Source organism: Sphingomonas sp. PSPC2-2, assembly GCF_049897725.1.
GTDB lineage: Bacteria > Pseudomonadota > Alphaproteobacteria > Sphingomonadales > Sphingomonadaceae > Sphingomonas.
Map to the genome: position 1 here is coordinate 14,293 of NZ_JAFCWU010000015.1, position 25,919 is coordinate 40,211.

Annotated in this window: 26 protein-coding genes and 2 pseudogenes; 10 read left to right on the plus strand and 18 right to left on the minus strand. The window is 62.5% G+C overall.

Going from position 1 to position 25,919, the window contains the following annotated elements; genetic code table 11:
• Window positions 1-203: 203 nt before the first annotated feature.
• The 6 genes and pseudogenes from ACP7BY_RS19485 to ACP7BY_RS19510 all read left to right on the plus strand — a co-directional run.
• Window positions 204-1,118 (plus strand): serine hydrolase domain-containing protein, encoded by a 915-nt coding sequence (locus tag ACP7BY_RS19485; RefSeq protein ID WP_425262598.1) that lies wholly within the window; start codon window positions 204-206, stop codon window positions 1,116-1,118.
• On the plus strand, window positions 1,111-2,487 hold the full coding sequence (locus tag ACP7BY_RS19490) for an aspartate aminotransferase family protein (protein ID WP_033967262.1): 1,377 nt from the start codon (window positions 1,111-1,113) through the stop codon (window positions 2,485-2,487). The genes ACP7BY_RS19485 and ACP7BY_RS19490 overlap by 8 nt, the downstream gene beginning before the upstream one ends.
• 7 nt (window positions 2,488-2,494) lie before the next feature.
• Window positions 2,495-3,952: an NAD-dependent succinate-semialdehyde dehydrogenase gene (locus ACP7BY_RS19495; RefSeq protein WP_052192551.1), complete on the plus strand. Its 1,458-nt coding sequence runs from the start codon at window positions 2,495-2,497 to the stop codon at window positions 3,950-3,952.
• Window positions 3,952-5,265, plus strand: coding sequence for a 4-aminobutyrate--2-oxoglutarate transaminase (gene gabT / locus ACP7BY_RS19500; protein WP_033967260.1), 1,314 nt, complete (start codon window positions 3,952-3,954; stop codon window positions 5,263-5,265). The genes ACP7BY_RS19495 and gabT overlap by 1 nt, the downstream gene beginning before the upstream one ends.
• 125 nt (window positions 5,266-5,390) lie before the next feature.
• Window positions 5,391-5,780: a hypothetical protein gene (locus ACP7BY_RS19505; RefSeq protein WP_426288291.1), complete on the plus strand. Its 390-nt coding sequence runs from the start codon at window positions 5,391-5,393 to the stop codon at window positions 5,778-5,780.
• Window positions 5,708-6,146 (plus strand): annotated as a pseudogene (locus tag ACP7BY_RS19510) (hypothetical protein); the annotation flags it as partial. The gene ACP7BY_RS19505 and the pseudogene ACP7BY_RS19510, both read left to right, overlap by 73 nt.
• Window positions 6,147-6,255: 109 nt before the next feature.
• Here the strand turns inward: ACP7BY_RS19510 and ACP7BY_RS19515 are convergent.
• From ACP7BY_RS19515 to ACP7BY_RS19570, 12 genes and pseudogenes are all read right to left on the minus strand, one after another.
• The gene (locus ACP7BY_RS19515; protein WP_231565356.1) at window positions 6,256-6,423 is read right to left on the minus strand and encodes a hypothetical protein; all 168 of its coding nucleotides are present in this window, start codon (window positions 6,421-6,423) and stop codon (window positions 6,256-6,258) included.
• Between the two features lie 366 nt (window positions 6,424-6,789).
• A complete protein-coding gene (locus ACP7BY_RS19520) occupies window positions 6,790-8,235 on the minus strand; it encodes a hypothetical protein (protein ID WP_426288292.1) in 1,446 nt (481 codons plus the stop codon).
• Between the two features lie 337 nt (window positions 8,236-8,572).
• A complete protein-coding gene (gene istB, locus ACP7BY_RS19525; RefSeq protein WP_065846282.1) occupies window positions 8,573-9,301 on the minus strand; it encodes an IS21-like element helper ATPase IstB in 729 nt (242 codons plus the stop codon).
• Window positions 9,288-10,799: an IS21 family transposase gene (gene istA, locus ACP7BY_RS19530; protein ID WP_083199003.1), complete on the minus strand. Its 1,512-nt coding sequence runs from the start codon at window positions 10,797-10,799 to the stop codon at window positions 9,288-9,290. Before istA (ACP7BY_RS19530) ends, istB (ACP7BY_RS19525) begins: the two co-directional genes overlap by 14 nt.
• A gap of 76 nt (window positions 10,800-10,875) precedes the next feature.
• The gene (locus ACP7BY_RS19535; RefSeq protein WP_426288295.1) at window positions 10,876-11,652 is read right to left on the minus strand and encodes a hypothetical protein; all 777 of its coding nucleotides are present in this window, start codon (window positions 11,650-11,652) and stop codon (window positions 10,876-10,878) included.
• Entirely contained in the window at window positions 11,600-12,481 is an 882-nt protein-coding gene (locus ACP7BY_RS19540) for a hypothetical protein (protein ID WP_426288297.1), read from the minus strand. Before ACP7BY_RS19540 ends, ACP7BY_RS19535 begins: the two co-directional genes overlap by 53 nt.
• Window positions 12,478-12,837 carry a hypothetical protein gene (locus ACP7BY_RS19545; protein ID WP_426288299.1) on the minus strand — a complete coding sequence of 120 codons (360 nt, stop codon included), beginning with the start codon at window positions 12,835-12,837 and terminating at the stop codon, window positions 12,478-12,480. The genes ACP7BY_RS19540 and ACP7BY_RS19545 overlap by 4 nt, the downstream gene beginning before the upstream one ends.
• A 16-nt stretch (window positions 12,838-12,853) precedes the next feature.
• Window positions 12,854-13,618: an IS6 family transposase gene (locus ACP7BY_RS19550; protein WP_026109285.1), complete on the minus strand. Its 765-nt coding sequence runs from the start codon at window positions 13,616-13,618 to the stop codon at window positions 12,854-12,856.
• Between the two features lie 102 nt (window positions 13,619-13,720).
• Window positions 13,721-14,203, minus strand: a pseudogene (locus ACP7BY_RS19555) (hypothetical protein); the annotation flags it as partial.
• Window positions 14,112-15,350: a CaiB/BaiF CoA transferase family protein gene (locus ACP7BY_RS19560; protein WP_426288301.1), complete on the minus strand. Its 1,239-nt coding sequence runs from the start codon at window positions 15,348-15,350 to the stop codon at window positions 14,112-14,114. The gene ACP7BY_RS19560 and the pseudogene ACP7BY_RS19555, both read right to left, overlap by 92 nt.
• 15 nt (window positions 15,351-15,365) lie before the next feature.
• Entirely contained in the window at window positions 15,366-16,889 is a 1,524-nt protein-coding gene (locus tag ACP7BY_RS19565; RefSeq protein ID WP_170170680.1) for a 3-hydroxyacyl-CoA dehydrogenase, read from the minus strand.
• Window positions 16,890-16,891: 2 nt separating this feature from the next.
• Window positions 16,892-17,707 carry an enoyl-CoA hydratase gene (locus ACP7BY_RS19570; RefSeq protein WP_206378523.1) on the minus strand — a complete coding sequence of 272 codons (816 nt, stop codon included), beginning with the start codon at window positions 17,705-17,707 and terminating at the stop codon, window positions 16,892-16,894.
• On the opposite strand from ACP7BY_RS19570, the gene ACP7BY_RS19575 reads away from it, so the two are divergent.
• The 3 genes from ACP7BY_RS19575 (at window position 17,706) to ACP7BY_RS19585 (ending at window position 21,371) form a co-directional block, all read left to right on the plus strand.
• The gene (locus ACP7BY_RS19575; protein WP_426288303.1) at window positions 17,706-18,773 is read left to right on the plus strand and encodes an IclR family transcriptional regulator; all 1,068 of its coding nucleotides are present in this window, start codon (window positions 17,706-17,708) and stop codon (window positions 18,771-18,773) included. The genes ACP7BY_RS19570 and ACP7BY_RS19575 overlap by 2 nt on opposite strands.
• A gap of 57 nt (window positions 18,774-18,830) precedes the next feature.
• Window positions 18,831-19,985: an acyl-CoA dehydrogenase family protein gene (locus ACP7BY_RS19580; protein ID WP_170170679.1), complete on the plus strand. Its 1,155-nt coding sequence runs from the start codon at window positions 18,831-18,833 to the stop codon at window positions 19,983-19,985.
• A 120-nt stretch (window positions 19,986-20,105) separates the two neighbouring features.
• On the plus strand, window positions 20,106-21,371 hold the full coding sequence (locus ACP7BY_RS19585) for an MFS transporter (RefSeq protein ID WP_170170678.1): 1,266 nt from the start codon (window positions 20,106-20,108) through the stop codon (window positions 21,369-21,371).
• Window positions 21,372-21,572: 201 nt separating this feature from the next.
• Here ACP7BY_RS19585 and istB (ACP7BY_RS19590) read toward each other — a convergent pair whose 3' ends face one another.
• Together istB (ACP7BY_RS19590) and istA (ACP7BY_RS19595) are read right to left on the minus strand one after the other, a co-directional pair.
• Entirely contained in the window at window positions 21,573-22,340 is a 768-nt protein-coding gene (istB, locus tag ACP7BY_RS19590) for an IS21-like element ISSsp5 family helper ATPase IstB (RefSeq protein ID WP_170170677.1), read from the minus strand.
• Window positions 22,337-23,830 (minus strand): IS21 family transposase, encoded by a 1,494-nt coding sequence (istA, locus tag ACP7BY_RS19595; protein WP_170170676.1) that lies wholly within the window; start codon window positions 23,828-23,830, stop codon window positions 22,337-22,339. The genes istB (ACP7BY_RS19590) and istA (ACP7BY_RS19595) overlap by 4 nt, the downstream gene beginning before the upstream one ends.
• A gap of 91 nt (window positions 23,831-23,921) precedes the next feature.
• Between istA (ACP7BY_RS19595) and ACP7BY_RS19600 the strand changes: the two genes are divergently transcribed.
• On the plus strand, window positions 23,922-24,320 hold the full coding sequence (locus ACP7BY_RS19600) for a hypothetical protein (protein ID WP_206378521.1): 399 nt from the start codon (window positions 23,922-23,924) through the stop codon (window positions 24,318-24,320).
• A 229-nt stretch (window positions 24,321-24,549) separates the two neighbouring features.
• On the opposite strand, the gene ACP7BY_RS19605 is transcribed toward ACP7BY_RS19600, so the two are convergent.
• From ACP7BY_RS19605 to ACP7BY_RS19620, 4 genes are read right to left on the minus strand one after another with little or no spacing between them, the layout of a single operon-like run.
• Entirely contained in the window at window positions 24,550-24,744 is a 195-nt protein-coding gene (locus tag ACP7BY_RS19605; RefSeq protein ID WP_007406362.1) for a hypothetical protein, read from the minus strand.
• A complete protein-coding gene (locus ACP7BY_RS19610; RefSeq protein ID WP_007406311.1) occupies window positions 24,719-24,871 on the minus strand; it encodes a hypothetical protein in 153 nt (50 codons plus the stop codon). The genes ACP7BY_RS19605 and ACP7BY_RS19610 overlap by 26 nt, the downstream gene beginning before the upstream one ends.
• Window positions 24,872-24,918: 47 nt before the next feature.
• Window positions 24,919-25,200, minus strand: a complete 282-nt coding sequence (locus ACP7BY_RS19615) for an HU family DNA-binding protein (RefSeq protein ID WP_010409234.1) — start codon at window positions 25,198-25,200, stop codon at window positions 24,919-24,921.
• Window positions 25,201-25,244: 44 nt separating this feature from the next.
• Window positions 25,245-25,910: an SOS response-associated peptidase family protein gene (locus ACP7BY_RS19620; RefSeq protein WP_283214574.1), complete on the minus strand. Its 666-nt coding sequence runs from the start codon at window positions 25,908-25,910 to the stop codon at window positions 25,245-25,247.
• Window positions 25,911-25,919 lie beyond the last annotated feature (9 nt).

A 25,919-nucleotide genomic window follows, 5' to 3' on the forward strand; every position in this document is an offset into this window, starting at 1 on the left:
TGACGCCGCTCTATGCGGGCAAGCTGATGCCCGGCGCGCAGGTAGAAGCGTTGCGCAACACGCACCGCGCGTTTCCGGTGCGGACCATCCGTCGCGGCGATACGGTCGCGCCCTTCGTCTATGCGCAGGCGCCGGTCGAGGATTTCACGATCCGGGCCAATGGCCGCGAATATGATCTCTATGATTATGTCTTCCGCAACCGGGTGGCCGGCCTGTTCATCCAGCGGCGCGGTGAAGTGATTCACGAGCGCTACGAACTCGGATTGCAGCCCGATACGCGCTGGGTGTCGATGTCGATGGCCAAGTCGATCGCGACCACGCTTGTCGGGGCCGCAATCCAGGACGGGCATATCGGCGGCGTGGAGGACATGCTGACCGATTACCTGCCCGAGTTGAAGGGCGGCGGCTATGACGGCGTCTCGATCCGCCACCTGCTGCAGATGACCTCGGGGGTCCGCTGGGACGACGAGCATGTCGATCCCCAGTCCGAGCGGCGGCACATGCTGAAGCTGCAGATCGCCCAGCAGCCGGGCGCGATCCTGCGCTACATGGCCGGGCTGCCGCGCGTTGCCGAGCCTGGCACCCGCTGGAATTATTCGACGGGAGAAACCCATGTCGTCGGCGCGCTCGTTCGCGCGGCGACGGGCAAGTGGCTGTCGGACTATCTTTCCGAACGACTCTGGTCCCGTCTCGGCATGGAGCAGGATGCCTGCTGGTGGCTCGAATCCCCCGGCGGACTCGAAGTCGCCGGCAGCGGTATCAGCGCGACGCTGCGCGACTACGCCCGCTTCGGGCGGTTCGCGATGGGAGACGGCACGATCGCGGGGGAACGCATCCTTCCCGAGGGCTGGATGGCCGAAGCGGGTAGCGCGCGCATCGTCGGCGGCGAACGGCGCGATTATGGCTATATGTGGTGGATCGTACCCGATGCGTCGGGCTCGCTCGCCGACGGCGCCTTCTCCGCGCGCGGCATCTTCGGCCAGTATGTGTACATCAATCCGAAGCGCGACCTGCTGATCGCCGTGCTGAGCTCGCGCGCCAAGCCGCGCGGATCCGAGGTGATCCTCGACAACGACTTCTTCAATTCCGCGGTGGAGGCCCTGACCGCCCATGACTGAGATCAAGATGAACAGCACGGCGCAATGGCAGGCACGCGATGCCCGCCATCACCTTCACTCCTTCACCGATCCCGGGCTGATCCTCGAACAGGGCTCGCGCATCATCGTGCGGGGCGAGGGCTCGCATGTCTGGGACAGCGACGGCCGCAAGATCCTGGACGGCATGGCCGGGCTGTGGTGCGTCAACATCGGCTATGGCCGCACCGAACTGTCCGACGCCGCCAAGGCGCAGATGGACAGGCTTCCCTATTACAACAATCACTTCCAGAGCGCGGTGCCGGCGATGATCGAGCTGGCCGAGCGGCTGGCCGGCCTCACCCCGGCGGGGCTCGATCATTTCACCTTCGCCAATTCGGGCTCCGAGGCGAATGACGTGATCGTCCGTCTCGCGCGTTACTATTGGAAGCTGCTGGGCAAGCCGGGCAAGCGCACGATCATCAGCCGCACGCTCGCCTATCACGGCTCCACCGTCGCGGGCGTCAGCCTGGGCGGTATGCCGGCGATGCACGGCATGGACAACGGCACCTTGCCCGAATTCGCGCATGTCGAGCATCCCCACTGGTATGTGAACGGCGGGGATCTCGCGCCCGCCGACTATGGCCTCAAGGCGGCCCGCGCGATCGAGGAGAAGATCCTCGAACTCGGGCCGGACAATGTCGCCGCGTTCATCGCGGAGCCCGTGCAGGGCGCAGGCGGCGTGATCGTGCCGCCCGAGACCTATTGGCCCGAAGTGCAGCGTATCTGCCGCGCGTACGACGTGCTGCTGATCGCCGACGAAGTGATCTGTGGCTTCGGACGTACCGGCGCCTGGTTCGGTTCGCAGACCTTCGGCATCGAGCCCGACTTCATGCCGATGGCGAAGGGCATTTCCTCCGGTTACCTGCCGATTGCGGCGGTGGCGCTGCACGACCGAATCTTCGACGTGATCGCCAAGGGCGGCCTATGGCCGCACGGCTATACCTATTCGGGGCATCCGGTCTCCTGCGCCGTGGCGCTCGCCAATATCGAGATCATCGCCGGCGAAGGGCTGGTCGAGCGGGTGCGCGACGATATCGGGCCCTATTTCCAGGCGAGCCTTCAGGCGCTGGCCGATCGGCATCCGCTGGTCGGCGAGCGGCGCGGGGTGGGGCTGATGGCTGCACTACAGCTCGTCCGCGACAAGGCGACACGCACCGTCTGCACGATGGAAGACAATGCCGCGATCCTGACGCGCGAGGCCTGTTACGCCGATGGGCTGATCGCCCGGGCGGTCGGCCAGTCGATGGTGTTGAGCCCGCCTTTGGTGATCACCCGCGGCGAAGTGGACGAACTGATGGAAATCCTCACGCGCGCACTCGACGGCACGGCGCGGACGCTGGGGTTGATGTGAGATGACGATGCACCCCGATCTTTCTCCCGCGGGCAACGCGCTGCTCGCCCGCACCCTGGCCTATGGCAAGCGGGCCGATGTCGCCGCCACCTTCGCGGTCCACAATCCCGCTGACGGGAGCTTCATCGGCGACGTGGCCGATATGGGCGCCCCGGAGACCCAGCGGGCGATCGACGCGGCCAAGGCGGCATTCCCGGCCTGGGCGGCGCGGACGGCACGCGAGCGCGCGGACATATTGCGCGCGTGGTTCCGGCTGATCCTGGAGAACCAGGAGGCGCTGGCGGAGATCCTGACGCTCGAACAGGGCAAGCCGCGCGCTGAGGCGCTGGGCGAGATCGTGTTCGGCGCCAATTTCATCGAATGGTTCGCCGAAGAGGGCAAGCGCCTCTATGGCGACATCGTGCCCACCCATGCGCCGGACAAGCGCTGCCTGGTGCTCAAGCAGCCGATCGGCGTCGTCGGCGCGATCACCCCGTGGAACTTCCCGAGTTCGATGATCACGCGCAAGGTCTCGCCCGCGCTCGCGGCGGGCTGCACGATCGTCGTCAAGCCGGCCGAGGACACACCGCTTTCGGCGATCGCGCTTCAGCTGCTGGCCGAGGAGGCGGGTTTCCCGGAAGGCGTGATGAACATCGTCACCGCGAAGCGCGCCGAAGCCGTTGCCGGAGTGCTCACCGCGAGCCCGGACGTGCGAAAGCTTTCCTTCACCGGCTCGACCCGGGTCGGCAAGATCCTGATGCGGCAATGTGCGGATACGGTGAAGAAGCTGTCGCTCGAACTGGGCGGGAATTCGCCGTTCATCGTGTTCGACGATGCCGATCTCGATGCGGCGGTGGCGGGCGCGATGGCGACCAAGTTCCGCAACGCCGGCCAGGCCTGCGTCGCCACCAACCGCATCTATGTGCAGTCCGGCGTGCGCGCCGCCTTCGTCGAGAAGCTCCGGGCGGCGATGGAGGATCTGCCGGTCGGGCCCGGGCTGGAAGCCGACACCAGGATCGGCCCGCTGATCAACCCGGCGGCGGTTGCCAAGGTCCAGGAACTGGTCGGGGATGCGCTCGGCAAGGGGGCCGAGGCGGTGCTCGGCGGCACGCCGCATCCGCGCGGCGGCCTGTTCTTCGCGCCGACCCTGCTCGTCGACGTGCGGGCGGACATGGCGATCGCCAGCACGGAGATCTTCGGCCCGGTCGCCGCCGTCTATGGCTTCGAGACCGAGGCCGAGGTGATCGCCGCGGCGAACGACACGCCTTACGGCCTGGCGGCATTCCTCTGGACCCGCGACATCGGCCGCGTCTTCCGTGTCGGCGAGGCGCTCGAATATGGCATGGTGGCGGTCAACGAGACGCTGACCTCGAACCCGGCGACTCCGTTCGGCGGGGTCAAGGAATCCGGCCTGGGCCGCGAAGGCTCGCGCTACGGCCTCGAGGATTTCGTGGAAATCAAATATCTTGCCCTGGGAGGCATCTGATGGCGACCGCATCTCTCCATGCCTCGGAGCTTGCGTCCGACAATGCCGGTCTCGCGGTCCGGCGGGCTGCTGCGGTGCCGAACGGTATCGTCAGCGCAACGCCGGCCTATGCCGCCCGCGCGCGCAATGCCGAAGTCTGGGACGTCGACGGCAATCGCTATATCGATTTCGTCGCCGGCATCGCCGTGTGCAGCACCGGCCACTGCCATCCCAGGGTGATCGCCGCTGTGCAGGACCAGCTGGAGCGCTTCACCCACACCTCCTTCCAGGTGCTGCCCTATGCGCCCTATGTCGCGCTCGCCGAACGGCTGAACGCGCTGGTGCCGATCGACGGAGCGGCGAAGACCCTCTTTTTCAACAGCGGCGCGGAGGCAGTTGAGAATGCCGTCAAGATCGCCCGCCACGCCACCGCCCGTAGCGGCGTAGTGGCCTTTGCCGGCGCGTTTCACGGCCGCACGCTGATGACGACGGCGCTCACCGGCAAGGCGATGCCCTACAAGCGCGGCTTCGGCACCCTGCCCGGAGATGTCTGGCGGGTCCCATTCCCGATCGCTCACTATGGCGTTTCCGTGCAGGACAGCCTCGATGCCCTCCACACCCTGTTTCGCACCGATGCCGATCCTGGCTCGATTGCCGCGATCATCATCGAGCCGGTGCAGGGGGAAGGCGGCTTCCACGTCACGCCGCCCGAACTGCTGCGGGCGCTACGCGCGATCTGCTCCGAGCATGGCATCCTGCTGATCTGCGACGAGGTGCAGACTGGCTTCGCCCGTACAGGCAAGCTGTTCGCGGTCGAGCATAGCGGTATCGCGCCGGATATCGTGACCATGGCCAAGGCGCTGGGCGGCGGCTTCCCGATCGCGGCGGTTACCGGCCGGGCGGACCTGATGGACAGCGTGCACGGCGGTGGGCTCGGTTCGACGTTCGGCGGTGCGCCGACCAGCTGCGCGGCCGCTCTCGCCGTGCTCGATGTCATCGAGGAGGAAGGGCTGATCGAGCGTGCCAACGCGATCGGCGGAAAGCTGCGCGCGCGTTTCGAGGCATGGACTGGCCGAGAAGACCTGATGCCGATCGGCCATGTGCGGGGGCTCGGCGCGATGATGGCGTTCGACCTCGTCAAGGCCCGTGGATCCGATGCGCCGGACCCGGAGGCGGCGCGCAACGTGGTCGCCCGGGCATTCCAGCTTGGCCTGGTGGTTATATCCTGTGGCATCCATGGCGAGACTGTGCGGCTGTTGATGCCCTTGACCGTTTCGGACGACGTGCTGCTGGAAGGGTTGGACCGGCTTGAACAGGCGCTGGCTGTGCACTGATCCGCGCCGACGCAGCCGTGGCCACTGACAAGGACACGCGGCTTGGACAAGAAGACCGGCCTAGAGCATGCTGTTGTTTGGTGGAATCGGGATTCCCTTGTTTGGACTGATATGATTCAACGTCCGTGCTGGAGGCGCGGATGACACGACCTTATTCGGAAGATTTGCGGAAGCGTGCGCTGGCGCGTTCGGACGCGGGTGAGGCGGACCGGTCGATTGCCGAGGCGCTTCAGATAGCGCCGTCGTGCTTGTCGAAATGGCGCAAGCTCCGCCGTGAGACAGGCGCGCTCAAGCCGGGGAAGATGAACGGCCACAAGAAGCGGACGCTGAGCGGGGATACGGCACAGTGGCTTCGAGAGCGGACCAAGGCGGGTCCGTTCACCACGCGCCAGTTGACAGCCGAGCTTGTCGCGCGGGGGATCAAGACGGATCGTCGGGCGGTATGGACGTTCCTCCACACAGGGGGGCTGAGCTTCAAAAAAAACAGTGCTTCCGGCCGAGCAGGATCGGCCTGACGTTGCGAGGCTGCGCCAGCGCTGGAAGGCTCATCAGGGCAGGATCGACCCCAGGCGCCTCGTCTTCATCGACGAGACATGGGTCAAGACCAACATGGCGCCGCTCAGAGGCTGGGCACCAAAAAAGGCAGCGACTTTGCGCCAAGGCGCCGTACGGGCGTTGGCAAACGCTGACGTTCATCGCAGGCCTGCGCCATGATCGGGTCGATGCACCTTGCGTGATCGACGGACCGATCAACGGCATGCTCTTCACGGCCTATGTCGAGCAGTTCCTCGCGCCAACGCTGGCACCAGGCGATATCGTGGTGCTCGACAATCTCGGCTCGCACAAAGGCAAGCCAGCCAGGACCGCCGTCCGCGCGCGGCGCACATCTGATCTTCCTGCCGCCCTATAGCCCTGACCTCAATCCGATCGAGCAACTGTTCGCCAAGGTCAAACACTGGATGCGCCACGCACAGGAACGTGGCCACGACGCTACGTGGCGTGGTGTCGGGCAGCGAGGTGGCTGCCCGGATCGAGCATCTCCAGGACCGGGACATCCCAGCCGAGCAGATCGACGAACACCTCTTTTCGCGCCGCGAACATGTTCCTGAACGCCGTGTCACAGGGCGCGGACGCCATACTATCGAACAAACCGATCATCGTGCCTCTTTCAAAAGATTGAGGCCAAGCATCCGCAGTCCACAGTAGGGGATGCTCGCGGTATTCCCAGAAATGGGGGTGCCGGGACCGGGCGCCGCCGGCTTGAGTCGGTCAAATCCGCTTTGTCGATGATGTGATGATGTGGATAGGGAGGAGCGCCTCCGCACCGCGCCTCGAACGCACGAGGGCAGCCAATGCCCGTCGGTCGGCGCGCGAGATACTGATCGAGATCTACAGCATTTGTTCGTTCGTTTGGCCCGGCCTCCCGGTCGATGTGCCGCCAGCCGAGCGAACTCGGACGATCTGACATCAGCTATCGCCTCGACCAGAGCGGGCGGTTGGATTGAGCTAACGCCTATGCGTGGATCAAGCGGCGCGATTCTCCGCGCTCGCGTGCGAGGCCATCTGGGCGCGAAGATAGTCGTATTCGTGGTCGTCTCCGCGCGCCAGTTTCGTAATCTCGTGCCGACGGTCGATTTCGTCGATCACAGACTGCGCGTCGCCGCCCCGGCCCAATTCCACCTTTGCAACGCCTTCATAAATCCGGCCCATCAAAGGCAACTGATAGCTCTCGCGGATATCCCCCAGGACATCGGAAACGCGGTCGAACACCTCGGCGAGGCGCGGCGGAGAGTCCGAGACCTCCTCCTCGAAATAGTGCCTGAAAAGTTCTGCACCCAGGCGGTTGATCGCTGCCTGACCTGCAATCGCGGCGACGAGCGGCTGGACCTCGCCACTGCTCAGATAGTTGTTGATCAGGACTTCCAGGCTGGCGTCGAGCTCTTGAGTCTGGCTGTCAAAGGCACTCTTGACGTCGTCCTCGGGAACCAGCGGTTTGCGGCGGCGACTTTTGCGGGTCGACGCGACGATGCTGAACTGATCGACCATCTGGACGATGCACGCGGACAGAATAAGCGTCGCACGCTCGATAGAGTCCCGCTCGAGGATAAGGCTGTCGCGGTGCCGATAGGCCAGATTTGCGTTGAGCTCATCGCGAGCGATGGCGATTTCTCGCTCGGATCGAAGCTGCATGCGAAGGCAGACTGCCTTGCAGTAGCGAGCTTCGCGAGCGACCTCGGATCGAGGGTCCTTGCGAGTTGCGGTCCGGATGCAGATTTGCGCGCACGAGATCGCCAACTCCCATGAGCCCATGACCATATAGATAACCGCGGCCAAGAGCTGGGTGCTCGGTTCTTTCCAGTCCTCCCGGAGCGCCTCGGATATGCGCTTGGCCACCGGAGAGGCTGTGCCGTTCACCCGCCCGAGATGATCGAGGAGGTCGTCCAAGGTTTGGATCTGACGAAAATACTGGGCATCTCGGCGACGGACTCGCTGAAGCACATCCAATCCGGGCGGGAAGCTCAATGGCGCCCTTCGCTCGCGACCTATTCCGCCATTTTGCAGCATCTCGACCAGCCGATCGAAGCTCTGAATGGCGATATGCCGGGCGTGATCCTCCTCGATACCGCTGATTGTGCGATGGACCGTCTTGTACACGGCCAGAGCCAGGTCATCGCTTTCGAAATATCGTGCGATCTCCTCATCGGAAGGTTCGAGATCGGCTTCCTTCCCGAACATGCTGACGTTCGCGATCGCGATACGCTCCGCAGCGTTGGACCATCGGTCGATATTGTCTCTAAGGTTCCAATGTCGGGCCCACCGCAGATCGGAGGTCTCGCTCCCGCCAATCTGATCGTCCTGCGGAAAGAGTGCTTCGACCGCATTCTCCACGTCAAGGAATACGCGCCGGATTTCACCGCCCACCTTGTCGAACGAGGTCGACGCGCGGTGCATCGACGAGAAGTTCAGCAAAGGGTGGTACACGAGAGGGTGGCGGATAAAGTCAGGAATACCGAGCTGTGCGAGCTCCTTCCGCCGCTCTCCATATGCCTTCAGGATGGCAGAGTCGGAGGTGATGAAAATGTAGCGGATGCTCGCATTGTCACCGATCGCATTGTCGCTTTCTCGATATAGCGTGTCAATCGGCGTCCAAAAAGGACCCCCTATCGGCGTGCAAAAGGGACCCCCTTCGTCAAGCAGCGTGACGGGTATGGGGGTCGCACCGTTCGCGCTGGTTGCGGCGTAGGGCGGGCGTAGCCCGACCGGAGGCGCAACCAGCGCGAAGCGTTCTCTGCGGGTGCCCCGGGCGTCAGCTTCGGTGTTTGAAGCGCCAGCTGTCGTTGCCGGTTTCGACGATGTCGCAATGGTGGGTAATGCGGTCGAGCAGCGCGGTGGTCATCTTGGGGTCGCCAAAGACCGTCGGCCACTCACCAAAGGCGAGGTTCGTCGTGACGATGACGGAGGTCTGCTCATAGAGCTTGCTGACGAGGTGGAAGAGCAGCTGACCGCCCGAGCGGGCAAAGGGCAGGTAGCCGAGCTCATCGAGCACCACGAGGTCGAGCCGGGAGAGCTGGGCCGCCAGCGTGCCGGCCTTGCCGAGGCGCGTTTCCTCCTCGAGCCGGTTCACCAGATCGACTGTGTTGAAGTAGCGCCCGCGGGCGCCGGCCCGCACCACGTTGGCGGTAATGGCGGTGGCAAGGTGCGTCTTGCCGGTGCCCGTTCCACCGACCAGCACGACGTTGCGCCGGCCGGGGAGGAACGAGCCGCTGTGCAGGGAGCGCACCAGCCCTTCGTTGATGGGGGTGTCGTTGAAGACGAAGGCGTCGAGGTCCTTCACCGCAGGCAGCCTGGCGGCCGACATCCGGTAGCGGACGGACGCCGCATGACGGTGCGTCGCCTCGGCACGCAGCAGGTCGGTCAGGACCTCCATGGTCGTGCGCTTGCGCTGCAGCCCGGTGGTGACGGCCTCGTCGAAGGCGCCAGCCATGCCCTTGAGGCCAAGGTCCGCCATGGCCGTCATCATCTCATGCCGCTGCATGGAGGCCTCGCAGGCTGTCATAGCGGGTGCAGTCGGCACGCGGCGGGTGGCGCAGCGCCAGGTCCTCGGGCGTGACGATGGCTAGCGGCCGGGGCGGCTCGCGTCGGCGGGCCAGGATGTTGACGATGACGTCGTCGCTGGCGGTGCCGGCCAGCAGCGCTTCGCGTACGGCCGCTTCGACCGCCTCCAGCCCGTCGTCGAGCACCGCTGCCAGCACGCGCACGAACCGCCGGTCGGCATCATCCCCGGCGCCGAGCTTGCGCCGCAGTCGTGACAGCGCAGGCGGCAGCTCCCAGCCCTGGAACGGCGCGCCATTGCGCAGGGCGCCCGGCTTGGTCACCAGCACCGGCAGGTAATGCCACGGGTCGTAGATGGTCCGGTCGCGCCCGAAGAACCGGGGGTGGTCGGCGACGACCTGGCCGTCGCAGCGCACGACGATGCGGTCGGCATAGGCACGGACCTGGACGGTACGCCGCACCACCCTGGCGGAGACGGAATAGCGGTTGCGGTCGAAGCTGATGAGGCACGTGCCGCTCACCGCGTGCTCGCTCTCGTGGAAGCCGTCGAAGGGGGCGACAACCGGCTGGAGCACACCGCGCTCGGCAGCCCATGCCTGCGCGACCGTCAGCTCCTTCTGCTCGGGATGCTGGTGCATGTCGGCCCAGCGGCGACACTCCGCCTCCAGCCAGCCGTTCAACTCCTCGATGCTGGCAAAGCGCAGCCGCGGCTGGAAGAAGCGGCCACGCGCGGTCTGCACCTGGTTCTCGACCTGCCCCTTCTCCCAGCCCGACGCCGGCGAGCAGGCCGTCGGCTCGACCATGTAGTGGTTCGCCATCACCAGGAAGCGCCGGTTGAAGACCCGCTCCTTGCCGGTGAACACGCTCGTCACCGCCGTCTTCATGTTGTCGTAGATGCCGCGCGTCGGCACGCCCCCGAAGAAGGCGAACGCCCGCGCATGGGCGTCGAACACCATCTCCTGTGTCTCGCGCGGATAGGCTCGCACATACATGGCCCGCGACGCGCACAGCCGCACATGCGCGACCTTCACGCGCATCGGCTTGCCCGAGATCTCGACGTCCTCGTGGCTCCAGTCGAACTGGTAAGCCTCGCCCGGCCGGAACAGCAGCGGGATGAAGGCCGGCGCATTCATCACATCGCGACGCCGCGCCTGCCGCCAGCGAGCCGCATAGCGGCGCACCGCGTCGTACGAGCCGTCGAACCCCTCGCGCAGCAGCAGGTCGTGGATACGCGTGAGGCGCAGCTTCTCGCGCCGCGGCCGTGCCTCGTCTTCCTCCAGCAACGCATCCAGTCGCGTCTGAAACGGCCCCAGCTTCGGCAGCGGCTGCACCTCCCGCCGGTAGCCCATGTCCGCCTCCGGCGCCCGGATCGCCTTGCGCACCACCTTGCGCGACAGGTGCAGGTCCCGCGCTATCGCCTTGATGGCCTTCCCCGACGCGTGCTCGCGCCGGATCCTCAACACCGTCTCCAATACCAGCATCCCGATCTCGCCGCCTGACACACCGCCAAGCGAGCAGCCTAGACCACCGGGATGAGGGGTCCTTTTTCGACGCCGATCACCCCGCTACCGGGGTCCCTTTTCCACGCCGATCCACATATAGCGCCTCGATCGCTGCGAGCGTCTTTGCATCCGCCTCGATATTGTCGGTGTCATCCTTCTCCTCGGCCGGCTTCGCCTCCGTGATCAGGTCCGACCAGTCGCGAAAATCATTGTTCGACACGCAACCGTCGATACGCTTCCAAAGGTCGCTCTCGTCCAGGGGGACCATCCGGCGCGTGGGACCGGACAGGATCGCCGAAACCCTTTTCCGGTATCGCGTCGCCGCTTTGAATTGCCCGATGATCCGATCGATGCCGATGTCGGTTGCCCGATCCATCAACTGGTCGGGGTGATTCCGGACCGCCCGAAGCTCGTCTCGCTGGGCATCGGTCAGGCGCGGAAGAGCCTTGAGATCGGCTTCTATTTCGCTCGCCGTGCGACGAATGACCTTGATCAGTTCGTCCCAGTGGGGCTGGCTGATAAGCGCGGTATCTCCGACGGCCATGCCCGGCAGGCCACCGGAAAAGATGTATTGATAGGTGAGGGCTTCGCTCAGCTCGACAGCGTCGCGGCTCATGAGGCTACGCACCGACGAAATCTTGCCGCGCTGCTTTCCCGTGAGAAATGTCACCGCGATGTTTGTGTCGACCAGATAGACGATCCGACCGAATTCGGAGTCTTCGCGATTCTGCCTGAGCGCGTCGCGCAGATCGCGGGCAGCGCGAAAATAGTCGCTGTGGCTAGGCCCACTCATCGAGAAGCTCCCCCAAGGTCTCCTTGCGCGAAAAGTCATCGGTTGGGTAACCGGTCGGACACTCCATTCCCCACACCTTGTCGCGAAGGACGATCACCTCCTCGACGCTGGTGGCATGAGAAGCCGGCACGCCGAGATAGCGCGCCACGCTTCTGATTAGGGCACGGCCAGTGGGAGACGTCGGGTCGGCGCGTAGCTCGAGGTCGGCGCCGAGCGCCTCGCGCGTGTTGCACCAGGTTTCCATACGTCGATCATCGATCACGTCAGAGGAGATCCGGCGCCCGTCGAGCTCGGAGAAAGCGCAGTCGATGAACGAATCGACGAAGCGATCCGACCACAACTGACGCTCGCTTCGCAGGAAACGCATGAAGCTAACCTGCGCCGACGATGCCGGCTTCGATGCGAGAACGCAGGCGACGACGGCGTCAACCAGCGAGCGCAGTTCATCCTCGCCAAGCGCTGCCGATGAAGCCTGATGGTGCAGTAGTTCCTTCAGGAACCCTCGAGCGTCCGCGAAAATATCAGCCGGGCAGTTGATACCGCCGAGCAGCCGCCAAAAATCGATCAGGCACTCAGCTGTCTCTCGCATCCACACAGTAGGCATCTTCAGGCGTTCGCGCAGGATGCTTCGCACGCGCTTGGTGCATTTCAGCCTGTGCTGCTCTGCTTCGCGGAGCGCCGTCGCAAGTTGCGCCAGCAAGTCTCGATCAGGTGCCAGTTCCAGAGGCGGAAACGCATCGCGACGCTTTTGCACATCGTCGCTCTCGAGATGGGCAAACCCCTCACGGAGCCAACTCAGCACCTCCGTCGGACGAAGGCTCATCAGCAGGTTGTCGGCGTCTGGAACGCCCTTGATGGCAAAGCTCATGACGTTGCCACCCCTGGCGGACGTAACATTTGAATCACGCGCTCTATGACCCAGTCGATCGTGCGCCCGGCTTGAAGCAACAGTGCATGAAACGGAGCATCGTAGAGATCGTAACCGATCTCGGGCGCGGCGCCGATATATTCGCACATGAACTGGTCGGGATGGAAGACCACGCCCCGCGACACGATTTCCGGGCCGCCTTCGATGTCCGGGAAGCTGGACGGGTGCGCCCGGACTTTGTTCAGGTCGGCGGTCGAGCCACACGCCTCGAGGAGGCGCTCCGGCGCGGTATGATGTTTGTATAAGGGGTTGTCGAACCGGCTCTGTTGCAAACATTCGGGACCGCCGAGCGGCACCGCGCCTTTGTTGGGATCAGGCCGCTTTGTTGAAATGCTGATTGAGCATGGCCATGGCCTCGGTCATGGCCGAGGGGCCAATGCCAAATGATCTTTCGATCAGACGCACCTCTCCCCTGATCCCTGGCTGCAGGCACCATGCCCGGGCCTGCCCTTTGCGCAGGGCGCGCATCACCTCGAAGCCCTTGATCGTGGCGTAGGCTGTCGGCATCGATTTGAAACCACGCACGGGCTTGATCAGCATCTTGAGCTTGCCGTGGTCGGCCTCGAGCACGTTGTTCAGGTATTTCACCTGCCGGTGTTCGGTTTCTGGGGCGAGCTTTCCTTCTCGTTTCAACTCGGCGATTGCGGCGCCGTAGCTTGGCGCCTTGTCGGTGTTGAGTTTCGTCGGCTTTTCCCAGTCCTTCAGACCGCGAAGGGTTTTGCCAAGAAAGCGCTTCGCAGCTTTGGCGCCGCGGGTCGGCGACAGGTAGAAATCAATCGTGTCGCCCCGTTTGTCGACCGCCCGGTAGAGGTAGGTCCATTTGCCCCGCACCTTCACGTAAGTCTCATCGAGACGCCAGCTCGGATCAAAGCCGCGCCGCCAGAACCAGCGCAACCGCTTCTCCATCTCCGGCGCGTAGCGCTGCACCCAGCGATAGATGGTCGTGTGATCGACATCGATGCCACGTTCCGCCAGCATTTCCTCGAGATCACGGTAGCTGATACCGTACCGGCAGTACCAGCGGACCGCCCATAGGATGACTTCTCCGGTAAAATGCCGCCCTTTGAAATCGTCCATCACAACCGACCTTACCAAGACAAGGCCCAACGTTGGCAACCGCATCAGAGTTTGCAACAGAGCCCTTTCGACGCCTCCGGCGATCATCAGTTCCGCTTCGCCGGACTTGATGGCGCGGGCAGCCGTGATGACGGCATCCATGCCGGAACCACACAGGCGGTTGATGGTTGTGCCGGAGATCGAGACAGGGAGCCCGGCCAGAAGCAGCGACATGCGCGCGACGTTGCGGTTATCCTCTCCAGCCTGGTTTGCACAGCCGAAGACCACGTCATCGACGGCTTCCCAGTCAACCGCACTGTTACGTTGGACGAGCGCCTTGAGCGGGATGGCGCCGAGATCATCGGCACGCACGGAGGAAAGCGAGCCGCCGTAGCGGCCGACAGGCGTGCGAATGTAATCGCAAATGAAGACTTCGGTCATGACAATCTCCGTGAAGGTCAAAGGAATGTGCAGAGCAGCTTGGGGAGGGACAGATTGCCCTTCCCGGGTTCGCTCAACCCTGCTCGTGTTGTTCGACAATTCCGCGGGCCTTGAGCGCGTCGAGCGCGGCATCGTCCATGCCGGCCAGCCGCCTGAGCAAATCATCCGTATGCTCGCCGAGCATGGGCGCGGCGCGTGGATATTCCACCGGCGTGTCCGACAGATTAATCGGACTTCCGACCGTCATGAAGTCGCGGTTTAGAGCGTGTGGTATGTTTACCAGCATGTTGCGCGCTCTGACCTGCGGCTCGTCGAGCGCATGGGCAATATCGTTGATCGCGCCGACGGGTACGCCGCTCGGATGGATCTTGCTGATCCATTCATCCGTTGTACCGGTCAAGAAATGTGCGGATAGAATAGCGCCGATTTCATCACGATGAACCACCCGGTCCGAATTGCGTGTGAACCGGGGATCCTTCGGCAAATCAGGAAGGCCGATCGCCGCGCATAGCGAAGCGAATTGCGAGTCATTGCCACAGGCGATGATGAACTCGCGATCGCTTGCCCGGAACACCTGATAGGGCACGATATTGGCATGGGCATTGCCAAAGCGCCCCGGAGGCTTGCCAGATGCGAGATAGTTCTGGGTCTGGTTGCAAAGGGTTGCGACCTGAACGTCGAGCAGCGCCATGTCGATGTACTGTCCCTTGCCGGTCTTTGCCCGGCTGAGCAGCGCTGCTTCGATGGCGATCGTCGAATAAAGGCCGGTCATCAGGTCAGCAACGGCAACGCCCACCTTCTGCGGGCCACCACCCGGCTTGTCGTCCTTTTCGCCGGTGATACTCATCAATCCGCCGATACCCTGAATGATGAAATCATAACCGGGTTCGGCCGCGCGGGGACCGGTTTGTCCGAAGCCGGTGATCGAACAATAGACAAGACCGGGATTGATGGCAGAAAGCGTCTCGTAGTCGAGTCCGTATTTGGCGAGCGAGCCCGCCTTGTAGTTCTCGATGAGAATATCACATTCGGCGACCATCCGGCGCAGTAGATCCTGCCCTTCCGGAGAGGCGATGTTGAGCGCGACGGAAAATTTTCCCCGATTTGCGGACTGGTAATAGGACGCCTCACGGGTGGGATTGCCCTCATCGTCCTTCATCCACGGCGGCCCCCAGTCCCGCGTGTCGTCACCGCTGCGCGGACGTTCGATCTTGATGACTTCCGCTCCGAGATCGGCGAGAACCTGACTGCACCACGGTCCGGCCAGGACGCGGCTCATATCGAGCACGCGGTATCCAGTTAAAGCACCCATTTCTTCTTCCTCTGATCAGGCGTTTTCCGGCTGGCGCAATGACAGTCCAAGCGCCGCCCTGCGGCGCAACCACGGACTGGGCCGGTAGCGCGGGTCGCCTGTTACCTCCAACATGCGGGACAGGATCAGCGCGAGTTTTGCCGGGCCAAGCGCGTCGCCCCAGGCAAGCGGTCCCTGCGGGTAGCCGAGACCAAGCCGAACGGCATCGTCGATATCGTCGACACTGGCGATACCTTGCTGGGCAATGTCGCAGGCCAGATTGACGATGGCGGCCAGGGTTCGCTGAGCGACGAAACCGACGCTGTCACGAATGAGAGTAACGCCGACACCGTCGCGGGCAAAAAGCGCATGCGCGGCATCGCGATAGGCCGCGTCCGTGGCGGGGCACGTCATCAGTGTCCGATGACGGGCGATACCCGCGAACATATCGATGCAGACTGTCCTTTGCGGCGGTGTCCCTGCCAGTTCGCACGCCATCGTCGTGTCGTAGCCGTAAGGCGCAAGCAGGCACAGGGCATCATTGGTTGGCGTTGCACCGGCTTCGACCTGCGCGCCAAGTTTCTTCATGAGCGCGACGAGCGTGTTGCGATCTTCATCCTGCTCCGCGCCGATCCAGACCGGCGGTAGCTTGACAACATCGGGCACCGGTCGGGGCGACGGCGGATCGATCTTTTGGCCGGCGCGGTATCGGTAAAATCCTTCGCCCGCCTTGCGCCCGATACGGCCACCGGCCAACATGAGGCGCGTGAGGGCGGAGGGACGGTAGCGCGGCTCCTGGTAGAACTGGTTGTAGATGGATTCCATGACGGGATGAGAGACATCGAGTCCCGTCAGGTCGAAGAGTTCGAGCGGTCCCATACGGAAGCCGCAGGTCTCGCGCAGGATCGTGTCGATTTCGCCGACAGGCGCCACGCATTCGTTCAAGATCTTGAGCGCTTCCGTGCCATAGGCACGCCCGGCATGGTTGACGATGAAACCCGGAGTATCCTTGGTGCGGACCCCGCGATGCCCCATCCGCGCGGCAAGTGCCAGCAGCGCATCGCCCACAGCAGGATCGCCGGCAAGCCCGTCGATCACCTCGACGACCTTCATGAGAGGCACGGGGTTGAAGAAGTGGAATCCGGCGACCCGTTCGGGATGATCGCTGGCGCTTGCTATGGCCGTCACCGAAAGAGAGGAGGTGTTGGTCGCCAAAATGCAATCGGCTGCAACGATGCCTTCCAGCTTGCCCAAAAGCTCCTGCTTTGCCTCGATCCTCTCGACGATGGCTTCTACGACCAGATCGCATTGCGCAAGATCGTCGAGGCGATCTGCAACCGTCAGGCGTGACAAGGCAGCCTGAGCGGCGTCAGCGCTGATCTTGCCCTTGTCGGCCAGCTTTGCGAATGTCGCGGCGAGGTTGTCCTTCGCCAGGGCAGCCGCTCCGTCGCGGGCGTCAAAAAGTATCACTGAAAGACCGGCCTGCGCTGCGATCTGCGCAATACCGCTTCCCATTACACCTGTGCCGACGACACCCATGCAGTCGATTGATCGGGCCATTATCACTTACCCTCGAAAACCGGGGACCGCTTCTCGAAAAACGCGACAGCCCCTTCCTTCTGATCCTTGCTATCGAACAGGAGCTGGAACGCCTTGCGCTCCAGCATCAACGCGCTATCGAGCGGCAAATCGGCACCGGCCAGGATGACCTCTTTGATCTGCGCCACTGCGATGGGCGGCAAGGCTGCGATCTCGGCGGCGAGTTCCTGTGCCCGTGCAATCGTCCGATCATCCGGCACCACTTCGCTGGCGAGGCCCATTGCAAGTGCCTCAGATGCGCGAACCGTGCAGCCTGTCAGGGCGATGCGCATGGCCTGGAACTTGCCTACTGCGCGAACAAGCCGTTGTGTTCCGCCAGCCCCGGGCATCAGGCCGAGCTTGATTTCGGGTTGCGCGAACTTGGCACTCTCTCCGGCAACGATGATATCGCAGTGCATCGCCAGTTCGCAGCCTCCGCCCAGGGCAAATCCGTTGACTGCCGCAATCACTGGCTTTGGGCACCGGCCTATCGCATCCCAGAGAACTTCCGTATGCCGCAGATACATTTCGACCGGGCCTGCTCCGGCGAATTCCCGGATATCTGCTCCGGCAACGAAGCAGGTTTCCCCACCTGTGAGTATGATGGCACGGACCCCCGCATCGACGGATAGGCGATTGAACATATCAGCCAGATCGCGACGGATAGCCATGCTTAGGGCGTTCCGTGCCTCAGGGCGATTGATGCGCACTGTCGCGACGCCGTTATCGTGGCGTTCGACAGAAACGAAGCTGTCTTGCGGGGCTGTCAATTTTATCCTCCCAGAACTGAAATTCCGCATGGCGAAACTCAATTTCGTTATTTTTATAATAGAAGGCCAAAACATCGATTGTAAAGCCGGTTGCCAACCAGGGCTTGAAAAATCCATCAACATTCAGAACATAAAAGCGAATTTCGGTCTTGTCTTCCTGTTCCGCTTCCTTCATAGTTTCGCTATGCGAAATATGATTTCGCGTATTGACAAACCCGAAAGGCAGATTTCTAATGTCACGCATCAAGACGAACTTGAACGCTACCGACAGGGAGAACCGCAAGGCGGAGGTCGGGAGATGGAAAAGTCTGCGCCGGCTCCCTTGAGCGTGGAGAATGAGGAGGAGGATCGTCAGTTCGTAACAGCGCTGGCCCGAGGGCTGGAAATCCTGCGCTGTTTCACGCCTAAAGACAACACGCTCGGAAATCAGGAGATCGCCCGCAAGACGAGTCTGCCGAAGCCGACCGTTTCACGCCTGACTCATACGCTAACGCGCCTTGGTTACCTGAAACAGGATACGGGTTCGGGACGATACCAGCTGGACGTCGGTGTTTTGGGGCTCGGTTATGCAATGCTTTCGAACATGACAATCCGCACGGTTGCCGCGCCATTGATGATGGACCTGGCTGACTATGCCAAGGCAGCCGTTGCCCTGGCGGCACGCGATCGACTTCAAATGGTCTATGTCGACGTGGTGCAAGGAGGCGGAAACATGACTATGCGCCGTCAGGTGGGCAGCTACCTGCCTTTGGCACAAAGTTCGGTTGGCCGCGCATGTCTTGCTGCCATGCCAGAGAGCGAGCGGGCGTTCCTCATGGAACATATCCGCAATCGCGACCCGGAAGCCTGGCCTTTGGTGCGCCGCGGGCTTGAGCGGGCGTTTCGCGATTATGAGGACTATGGCTACTGCCTGTCGATCGGAGAATGGCACAAGGACGTCAACTCGGTGGCGGTGCCGCTGGTTCACAAGCAATACGGGGTCGTTGCGTTCAATTGCGGAGGCCGGAGCTTTCAGCTGCCGCAAGAAAAGCTGGAGGACGATATCGGTCCCCGGCTGATTACTATGGTTCACAACATCGGTTCTGCCGTCCCGTAATCTTTCCGGGCGGCAGGGCCTCGACATGGCGGGGCAACCCTGCCGCTAGGAGAGTGCATGATCCGCGAGCCGGAAACCCTTCAGATGCTGGTAGATACCGTTCGCCAGTTTGTTTCGGAAACCCTTATCCCGCGGGAAAATGAAGTCGCTGAAACGGATGCGATCCCCGTCGACATCATTCAACAGATGAAGGAACTCGGTTTCTTCGGACTGACGATTCCCGAACAATACGGCGGACTTGGCCTCACTATGGAGGAGGAGGTGAACGTCGTGTTCGAACTCGGACGGACTTCGCCGGCCTTCCGCTCTCATATCGGCACGAATAACGGCATCGGCTCGATCGGCATATTGATCGACGGCACCGAAGCGCAGAAAGATAGCTATCTGCCGCGGCTCGCAAGCGGCGAGCTTCTCAGTTCGTTCTGCCTCACCGAACCCGACGCCGGTTCCGACGCCGCCTCGCTCAAGACCACGGCGATCCGCGACGGCGATGACTATGTGCTGAACGGCACCAAACGCTTCATCACCAATGCACCACTGGCCAGTGTTTTCACGGTCATGGCGCGCACCTCCACCGACATCAAGGGTGCCAGCGGTATCAGCGCATTTGTTGTCGAACGTGGCACCGCCGGACTTTCATTTGGCAAACCCGATCACAAGATGGGCCAGAAAGGCGCGCTGACTTGCGATGTCATCCTCGATAATGTCCGCGTTCCCGCAGGCCAGTTAATCGGCGGCGTCGAGGGTGTCGGGTTCAAAACCGCGATGAAGGTACTGGACAAGGGCAGACTGCACATCGCTGCCCTGAGCGTCGGAGCATCAGAACGCATGCTCGCCGATGCCCTGGCTTACGCTCTGGAACGCAAGCAGTTCGGCAAGCCAATCGCTGATTTCCAGCTCATCCAGGCGATGCTCGCCGACAGCAAGGCGGAAATCTATGCCGCGAAATGTATGGTTCTCGACGCCGCGCGCAAGCGTGATGAAGGCTTGAATGTCAGCACTGAAGCGTCTTGCGCCAAGATGTTCGCGACCGAGATGTGCGGTCGCGTCGCCGATCGCTGTGTGCAAATTCACGGCGGCGCCGGATATGTGAGCGAGTACGCGATCGAGCGCTTCTACCGCGACGTCCGGTTATTCCGAATCTACGAGGGGACGACACAGATCCAGCAGATTGTCATCGCTCGCAACATGATACGCGAAGCAATGCGCTGAATTTTTCATTCATCAAAATTCGTTTTCCGCCGGGCTAACCAAGACGCGTTAGCCCGCTTGGCGGAGGCTTGCCTTGAGGAGAATACGCGCGACAGCGCGACAGAAAACGGGAAGAGCGACATGGATAATACGGTAAAGGCTGCGGAAACTGAACAAGGCAAGATCTGGATTCTTGTTTTCATCTTCAGCTTTCTCGGGTTGATGATTGATGGGGCTGATCTGATGCTGCTGTCCTACAGCCTGACCAGCATCAAGGCCGAGTTTGGCCTCACAAGCGTCGAGGCTGGTAGCCTCGGCAGTATTACACTCGCAGGCATGGCGATCGGTGGCATCTATGGCGGTTGGGCCTGTGATCGGTTCGGGCGCGTAAAAACCGTCTCCTGGACGATTGTTGTTTTTTCTGTAGGTACGGCCGTACTGGGCATGACGCACAGCTATCTGCAATTTGCCGCCGCACGCTTTATCTCATCTCTGGGTCTCGGAGCACTCTACGTTGCTTGCAACACCCTTATGGCCGAATATGTGCCGACGAAATATCGAACTACAGCCCTCGGCACGCTTCAGGCTGGGTGGTCAGTCGGATACATCGTTGCGACGCTACTTGCCGGTTGGCTATTGCCGACCTATGGCTGGAGGTATCTCTTTTACGTCGCGATCATTCCGGTGATTATTGCCTTAATCATGCACAAAGCGGTGCCGGAGCCTGAAAGCTGGGTCAAAGCGAAGGCCATGCGTGAACGATCTGATTCCGCGTCGGCCCAGCCGCAAGCGGTCAGGCAGGAGGGGGCGTTCAAGGCCATATTCAACAGTCCTCAAGCCCGCAGCATGTTTTTTCTATGGGCTCTAACCGCCGGCTTCCTCCAGTTCGGCTACTACGGTGTGAACAACTGGCTTCCCTCGTACCTTGAAACCGAAATGGGAATGCAATTCAAATCCATGACGGCCTATATGGTTGGCAGCTACACGGCAATGATCCTTGGCAAGATCCTCGCGGGCATCGCTGCTGACTGGCTGGGACGTCGAGCGGTCTTCGCATTGGGTGCACTGGGAACCGCAGTCTTCCTCCCGGTTATCGTACTTTACCATAGCCCGGATACGATCCTCTGGATGCTTATTGTCTTCGGCTTCCTGTATGGCATCCCTTATGGCGTCAACGCGACCTATATGACGGAGAGTTTCGAGGCGAGATATCGTGGTACAGCTGTCGGGGGCGCATACAATATCGGTCGTATCGGTGCTGCCATTGCACCAATAGCAGTCGGGTTCTTCGCGAGCCAGTCATCGATCGGTCTGGGCTTTCTCGTAATGGGCGGTGCCTATTTCATCTGCGGCGTCATTCCCGCGCTGTTCATTCGTGAAAAGCAATTTGATCCGGAAAAACAGTAAAGTATTTTTGCTCTTCCTTCAGGGGTCTAATGCCGGCCCCTGAAGCTTGTGCGATGCAGATTGCTCCACAAACAATAATGTCAACGGCGGCGCAAAAGTCGGCCACGGGGCGGAGTAAAACCAGGCCAGTGTGGCGCGCGCCCGGGGGAGTGGCGTGAGGGCGTAGCCCGAGGGCCACTCCCCCGGGCGTTGGCTCGATTTTCAGGGGTTGGTTTTGGACTTGCGCGCGCGGCTATGGACGAGACGGTAGCTTTCGCCATTCATCTCCAGGATGCTGACGTGATGGGTCAGCCGGTCGAGGAGCGCGCCGGTGAGACGTTCGGATCCGAAGGTTTCGGTCCATTCGTCGAAGGGCAGGTTGCTGGTAATGAAGGTGGAGCCGCGTTCGTAACGCTGGGAGATCAGCTCGAACAGCAGTTCGGCACCAGTCTTTGAGAGCGGCACGAAGCCCAGTTCGTCGATGATGAGCAGCTTGTATCCGGCCATCTGCTTCTGGAAGCGCAGGAGACGCCGCTCGTCGCGCGCTTCCATCATCTCGCTGACCAGCGCCGCCGCGGTAGTGAAGCCGACCGACAGTCCTTTCTGGCATGCTGCAAGTCCGAGCCCCAGAGCTACGTGCGTCTTTCCGGTGCCCGATGGCCCCAGAGCGATGGCGTTCTCACGCCGCTCGATCCACTCGCACCGCGCCATCTCGAGCACCTGCATCTTGTTGAGCCTGGGGATGGCGGCGAAGTCGAAGCTGTCGAGGCTTTTGACGGCGGGGAAGCGCGCGGCCTTGATGCGCCGCTCGACCATGCGACGCTCCCTGTCGATCATCTCCATCTCGACGAGACGGGCGAGGAAGCGGATATGATCGACGCCTTCAGCGGCACATTGCCGGGCGAGCTTGTGATGCTCTCGCAGGCACGTAGGCAGCTTGAGTGCCTTGAGATGGTGAGCGAGAAGGATCTCCGGGGCCTGATCGCTCATGCGGCCTCCTGCCTGTCGGACAGCAGGCTCATATAGGCTCTGGCAACGGTCTTCTCGACCGTGGTGCGTGGCAGGAAGGGATAGACGTCCAGGTCCAGCCTGGGCGGCACGCGTTCGACCCGGCACAGGACGAGGTGCTTGACGGCATCGAAGCCGATGGCGCCAAGTTCGATGGCCTGTTCCACTGCCGCCTGGAGATCCGCGATGGTGAACGTTTCCAGCAGGCGCAGCACCTGTACATATTCGCGCCTGCCATGTTTGTGCATGCGTCCTTCCATCAACCGCTGCAGCGTCCCGAACGCTTCAGGCAGGTTCCAGCCCTGCAAAGGGGCGGCCTGGTCGAATGCGTTGATCTTCTGCTCGATCAGCGGGAGATAATGGAGCGGGTCGAAGATGACCTCCTCGCGCGCATAGCAACGAGGATGACGGGCGATGACCTCGCTGCGGCATCCGATCACCACCTCATCGACATAAGCCCTGATCCAGGCCTCCTGATGGCCCCAGGCCACCGGAACCGAGTAATCGTTGGTTTTGTAGCGGACCAGAGATTGCGAAGAGACCCGTCCGCTCGTCTGATCGCAGGCCTCGAAGGGGGTGGCGGGCAGAGGCTGCATGGCCGCGAGATCTCGCTGCAGCCGCTCGCCGATCGTCTCGCTCTCCCCGCGCACCTTGTCCTGCTGGCGCTTGCGGCACTGGTCCTCGAGCCAAAGGTTGAACGCCTCCCATGTCGGAAACTTCGGGATCGGAACCATGAAGTTGCGCCGGCAATAGCCTACCAGCCCTTCCACATTGCCTTTCTCGTTCCCCTTGCCCGGGCGGGCATAGCGGTCGCGGATCACGTAATGCGACAGGAAGCCACTGAACAGCGTTGCACGCTGCCGCGTGCCGTCGGGCAGGATCTTCGCAACAAGACAGCGATCGTTGTCGTAGACGATAGAGCGCGGCACCGCGCCGAAGAACGCGAAGGCATGGACGTGTCCGTCCACCCAGGCTTCCGCCACCGCCGCCGGATAGGCCCGCACATAGCAAGCGTCACTGTGCGGCAGATCGAGCGCGAAGAAGTAGGCCTTCTGCTCCACCCCGCCAATCTCCACCAGCGCCTCCCCGAAATCGGCCTGCGCATCTCCCGCCGGGTGCGCCAGCGGCACGAACATCTCCCGGCTGCGCTGCTCTCGCTCCCGGATGTAATCCTTGATGATCGTATAGCCGCCCGTGAAACCATGCTCTTTGCGAAGCCGGTCGAACACTCGCTTCGCCGTATGGCGCTGCTTGCGCGGAACGCCCCGGTCCCCGTCAAGCCAGCCATCGATGATCGCTACAAACCCGTCCAGCTTCGGACGGCAAGGCGCTGCCTGGCGCCGGTAACCGGGCGGCGCTGAAAACGACAGCATCTTGCGAACCGTGTCGCGCGACACATTGAAACGCTTCGCCGCGCTCCGCTGGCTCAGCCCTTCCGCGCAAGCCAGACGTACCTTCAGATAGAGTTCCACGCTGAAAATCCCCAGTCCTCCCTGCCAAGCAGAAAGGCTTCAAGGTGGACGACTTTTACGCCGCCCGCAGCGGACCTATCCCGCCGCTACCGTGGCCGACTATTCCACCGCCGTTCTCAACGACGGGCAGGCCTTGCCCTATCGCGTGTTCGACAAGATGCAGCGGGTGAACCAGGCAGCGGTGGTCGACAACAAGCATCTCGACGCGGCGCTGGCGATGGCGCGGCTCCTGCAGGAAACGGCACCACACCACCGCAAGCGGAACAACAACGAGCCGGCGCGGACCGCCCAGACTGGCGGTATGTTCGCCGCCTCGGCTGCTCCGACTGCATCGAAGGTGGATCGCCGCACGCTCTGCACGCCCAAGCTGAAGCGTGGACCGCGCCTTCCCAACACGGAACTCGTCGCGCGTGGACTGGCCGAATACGCGGGCCGAGATCGGAACACGCCGCCTCAGGAACCTGCCTCACTGCCTGCTGTTCTAGCGTGACCGGGCCCGCTGCTGGCGCAGCGGGTCCGTAGCCCTCTCAGAACTCACCGCATCAGCGGGGTCAGCGCTGCGCTTGTGGATGGCTCCACGCTGCCCCCGCTGCTACCAACGGTGTGTCAGTTCTATCTGGCGACGAATGTGTCTTCTCTAAGTGGCAGCAACAACAGGAACGTGGCTTGTGCCGGGTCGGCAACAGCGGCTTAACCAGCGGCCGAACTCTTAACTTGGCTCAATAGTCGAGGTTGCGTTTTTCCATCTGTGCGGCCGCGAGGTCCGCGACCGGACCAGCGCCTTCGGCCAGCTCGTAGATCGCTATCACAGCCCTGTCGTCGAGACGCTCGACCATTGCCTGGACCGCTGACCAGTTAGCCACGTCGAGCGCGACCGTCGTGCTTTCCTTACCGGACACGGCGATCGGCCGCATCAGCCATCTTCGACCAGCGATCGGCCGAATGCAGCATACGGTCCCGAGCATGGGGGAGAACGAGCTGCTGCGCCTCGGCAAGATCGGCCGCTGCCCTCGCGCGGTAGTCGGCTGCGGTATCGGCCATGAAGTCCCCTCAGTTTAGGCCAGCGTTCTAAAACCCTGGCCCGTTTATCACTTGCCGTTCATCCGATCGCGGACCGCCTTCGCCGGCGCGAACGTCAGCTTGCGTGACGCCGCGATCGTGATCGCCTCGCCCGTCGACGGGTTGCGCCCCTGGCGCTCTGGGGTGTCCTTCAGCTTGAACTTGCCGAACCCGTTGAGGCTGACTTCCTCGCCGGTCGCGACAGCCGCGGTGATGTTCGCAAGGATCGCATCGATGACCTTCCTGGCGTCCGCCTTTGCGAGGCCATGGGTATTGGAGAGCTGTTCGGCCAGATCGGATGTCGTCGTCATGAACACGTCCCGGTGGTGAATGATTGGACCGGCCTTAGCCCGGTTCACGTCGCGCCGCCATCGGGAGTTGCCTCCTGCGCGCTCATCTCGCCCTCATAGGGGCGGACGAGCTTCAGGGCGTCTTCATAGCTGCCGTCGAGCCATGCCGTGAAATCGCGAGGGTGAAGGATCGCCGGCATTGCCTTGGGATGCCAGGGATCGACGGTGGCGTTGGGAGAGGTGGTGCAGAAGGCATAGGCATCGCCGCGCTCGGTCGGCCGCCACAGACCGGCGAAGAAGGCGATGGGCTGGTCGGGCAGCGAAAACCACATCTGGCGGGGTTTGCCATCGTCGCCCTTCCCGCCCTCGGGATGCGGCTCGGCGAAGTGCGTGAACGGGACCAGGCAGCGCCGATCGGGATTGGCGATCGACGGCTTCCACATCGACGATGAGAGATACCGCGCATTGGTGACGAACTTGTCCAGCTTGACCGCCGGGTCGCGCTTGCTCGCTACCTTGGTCGGGAAGCCCCATTCCATCGCGATCGGCTCAAGCGGGCGGTTACCCTCCCCTGCCCGCCTGACGACCAGTCCGTAGCGCGCTGTCTTCTTGCCCGTCGGGAAGATCTCGCGCGGCACCGGGTAGGTCTCGTCCTCGGGATAAGGCGGCTCGAAACCGACCGCCCGCGTCACCGCGGCCTGTTTGGCGCTCAGCCGATATCGGTTGCAGATCGGTCCGGC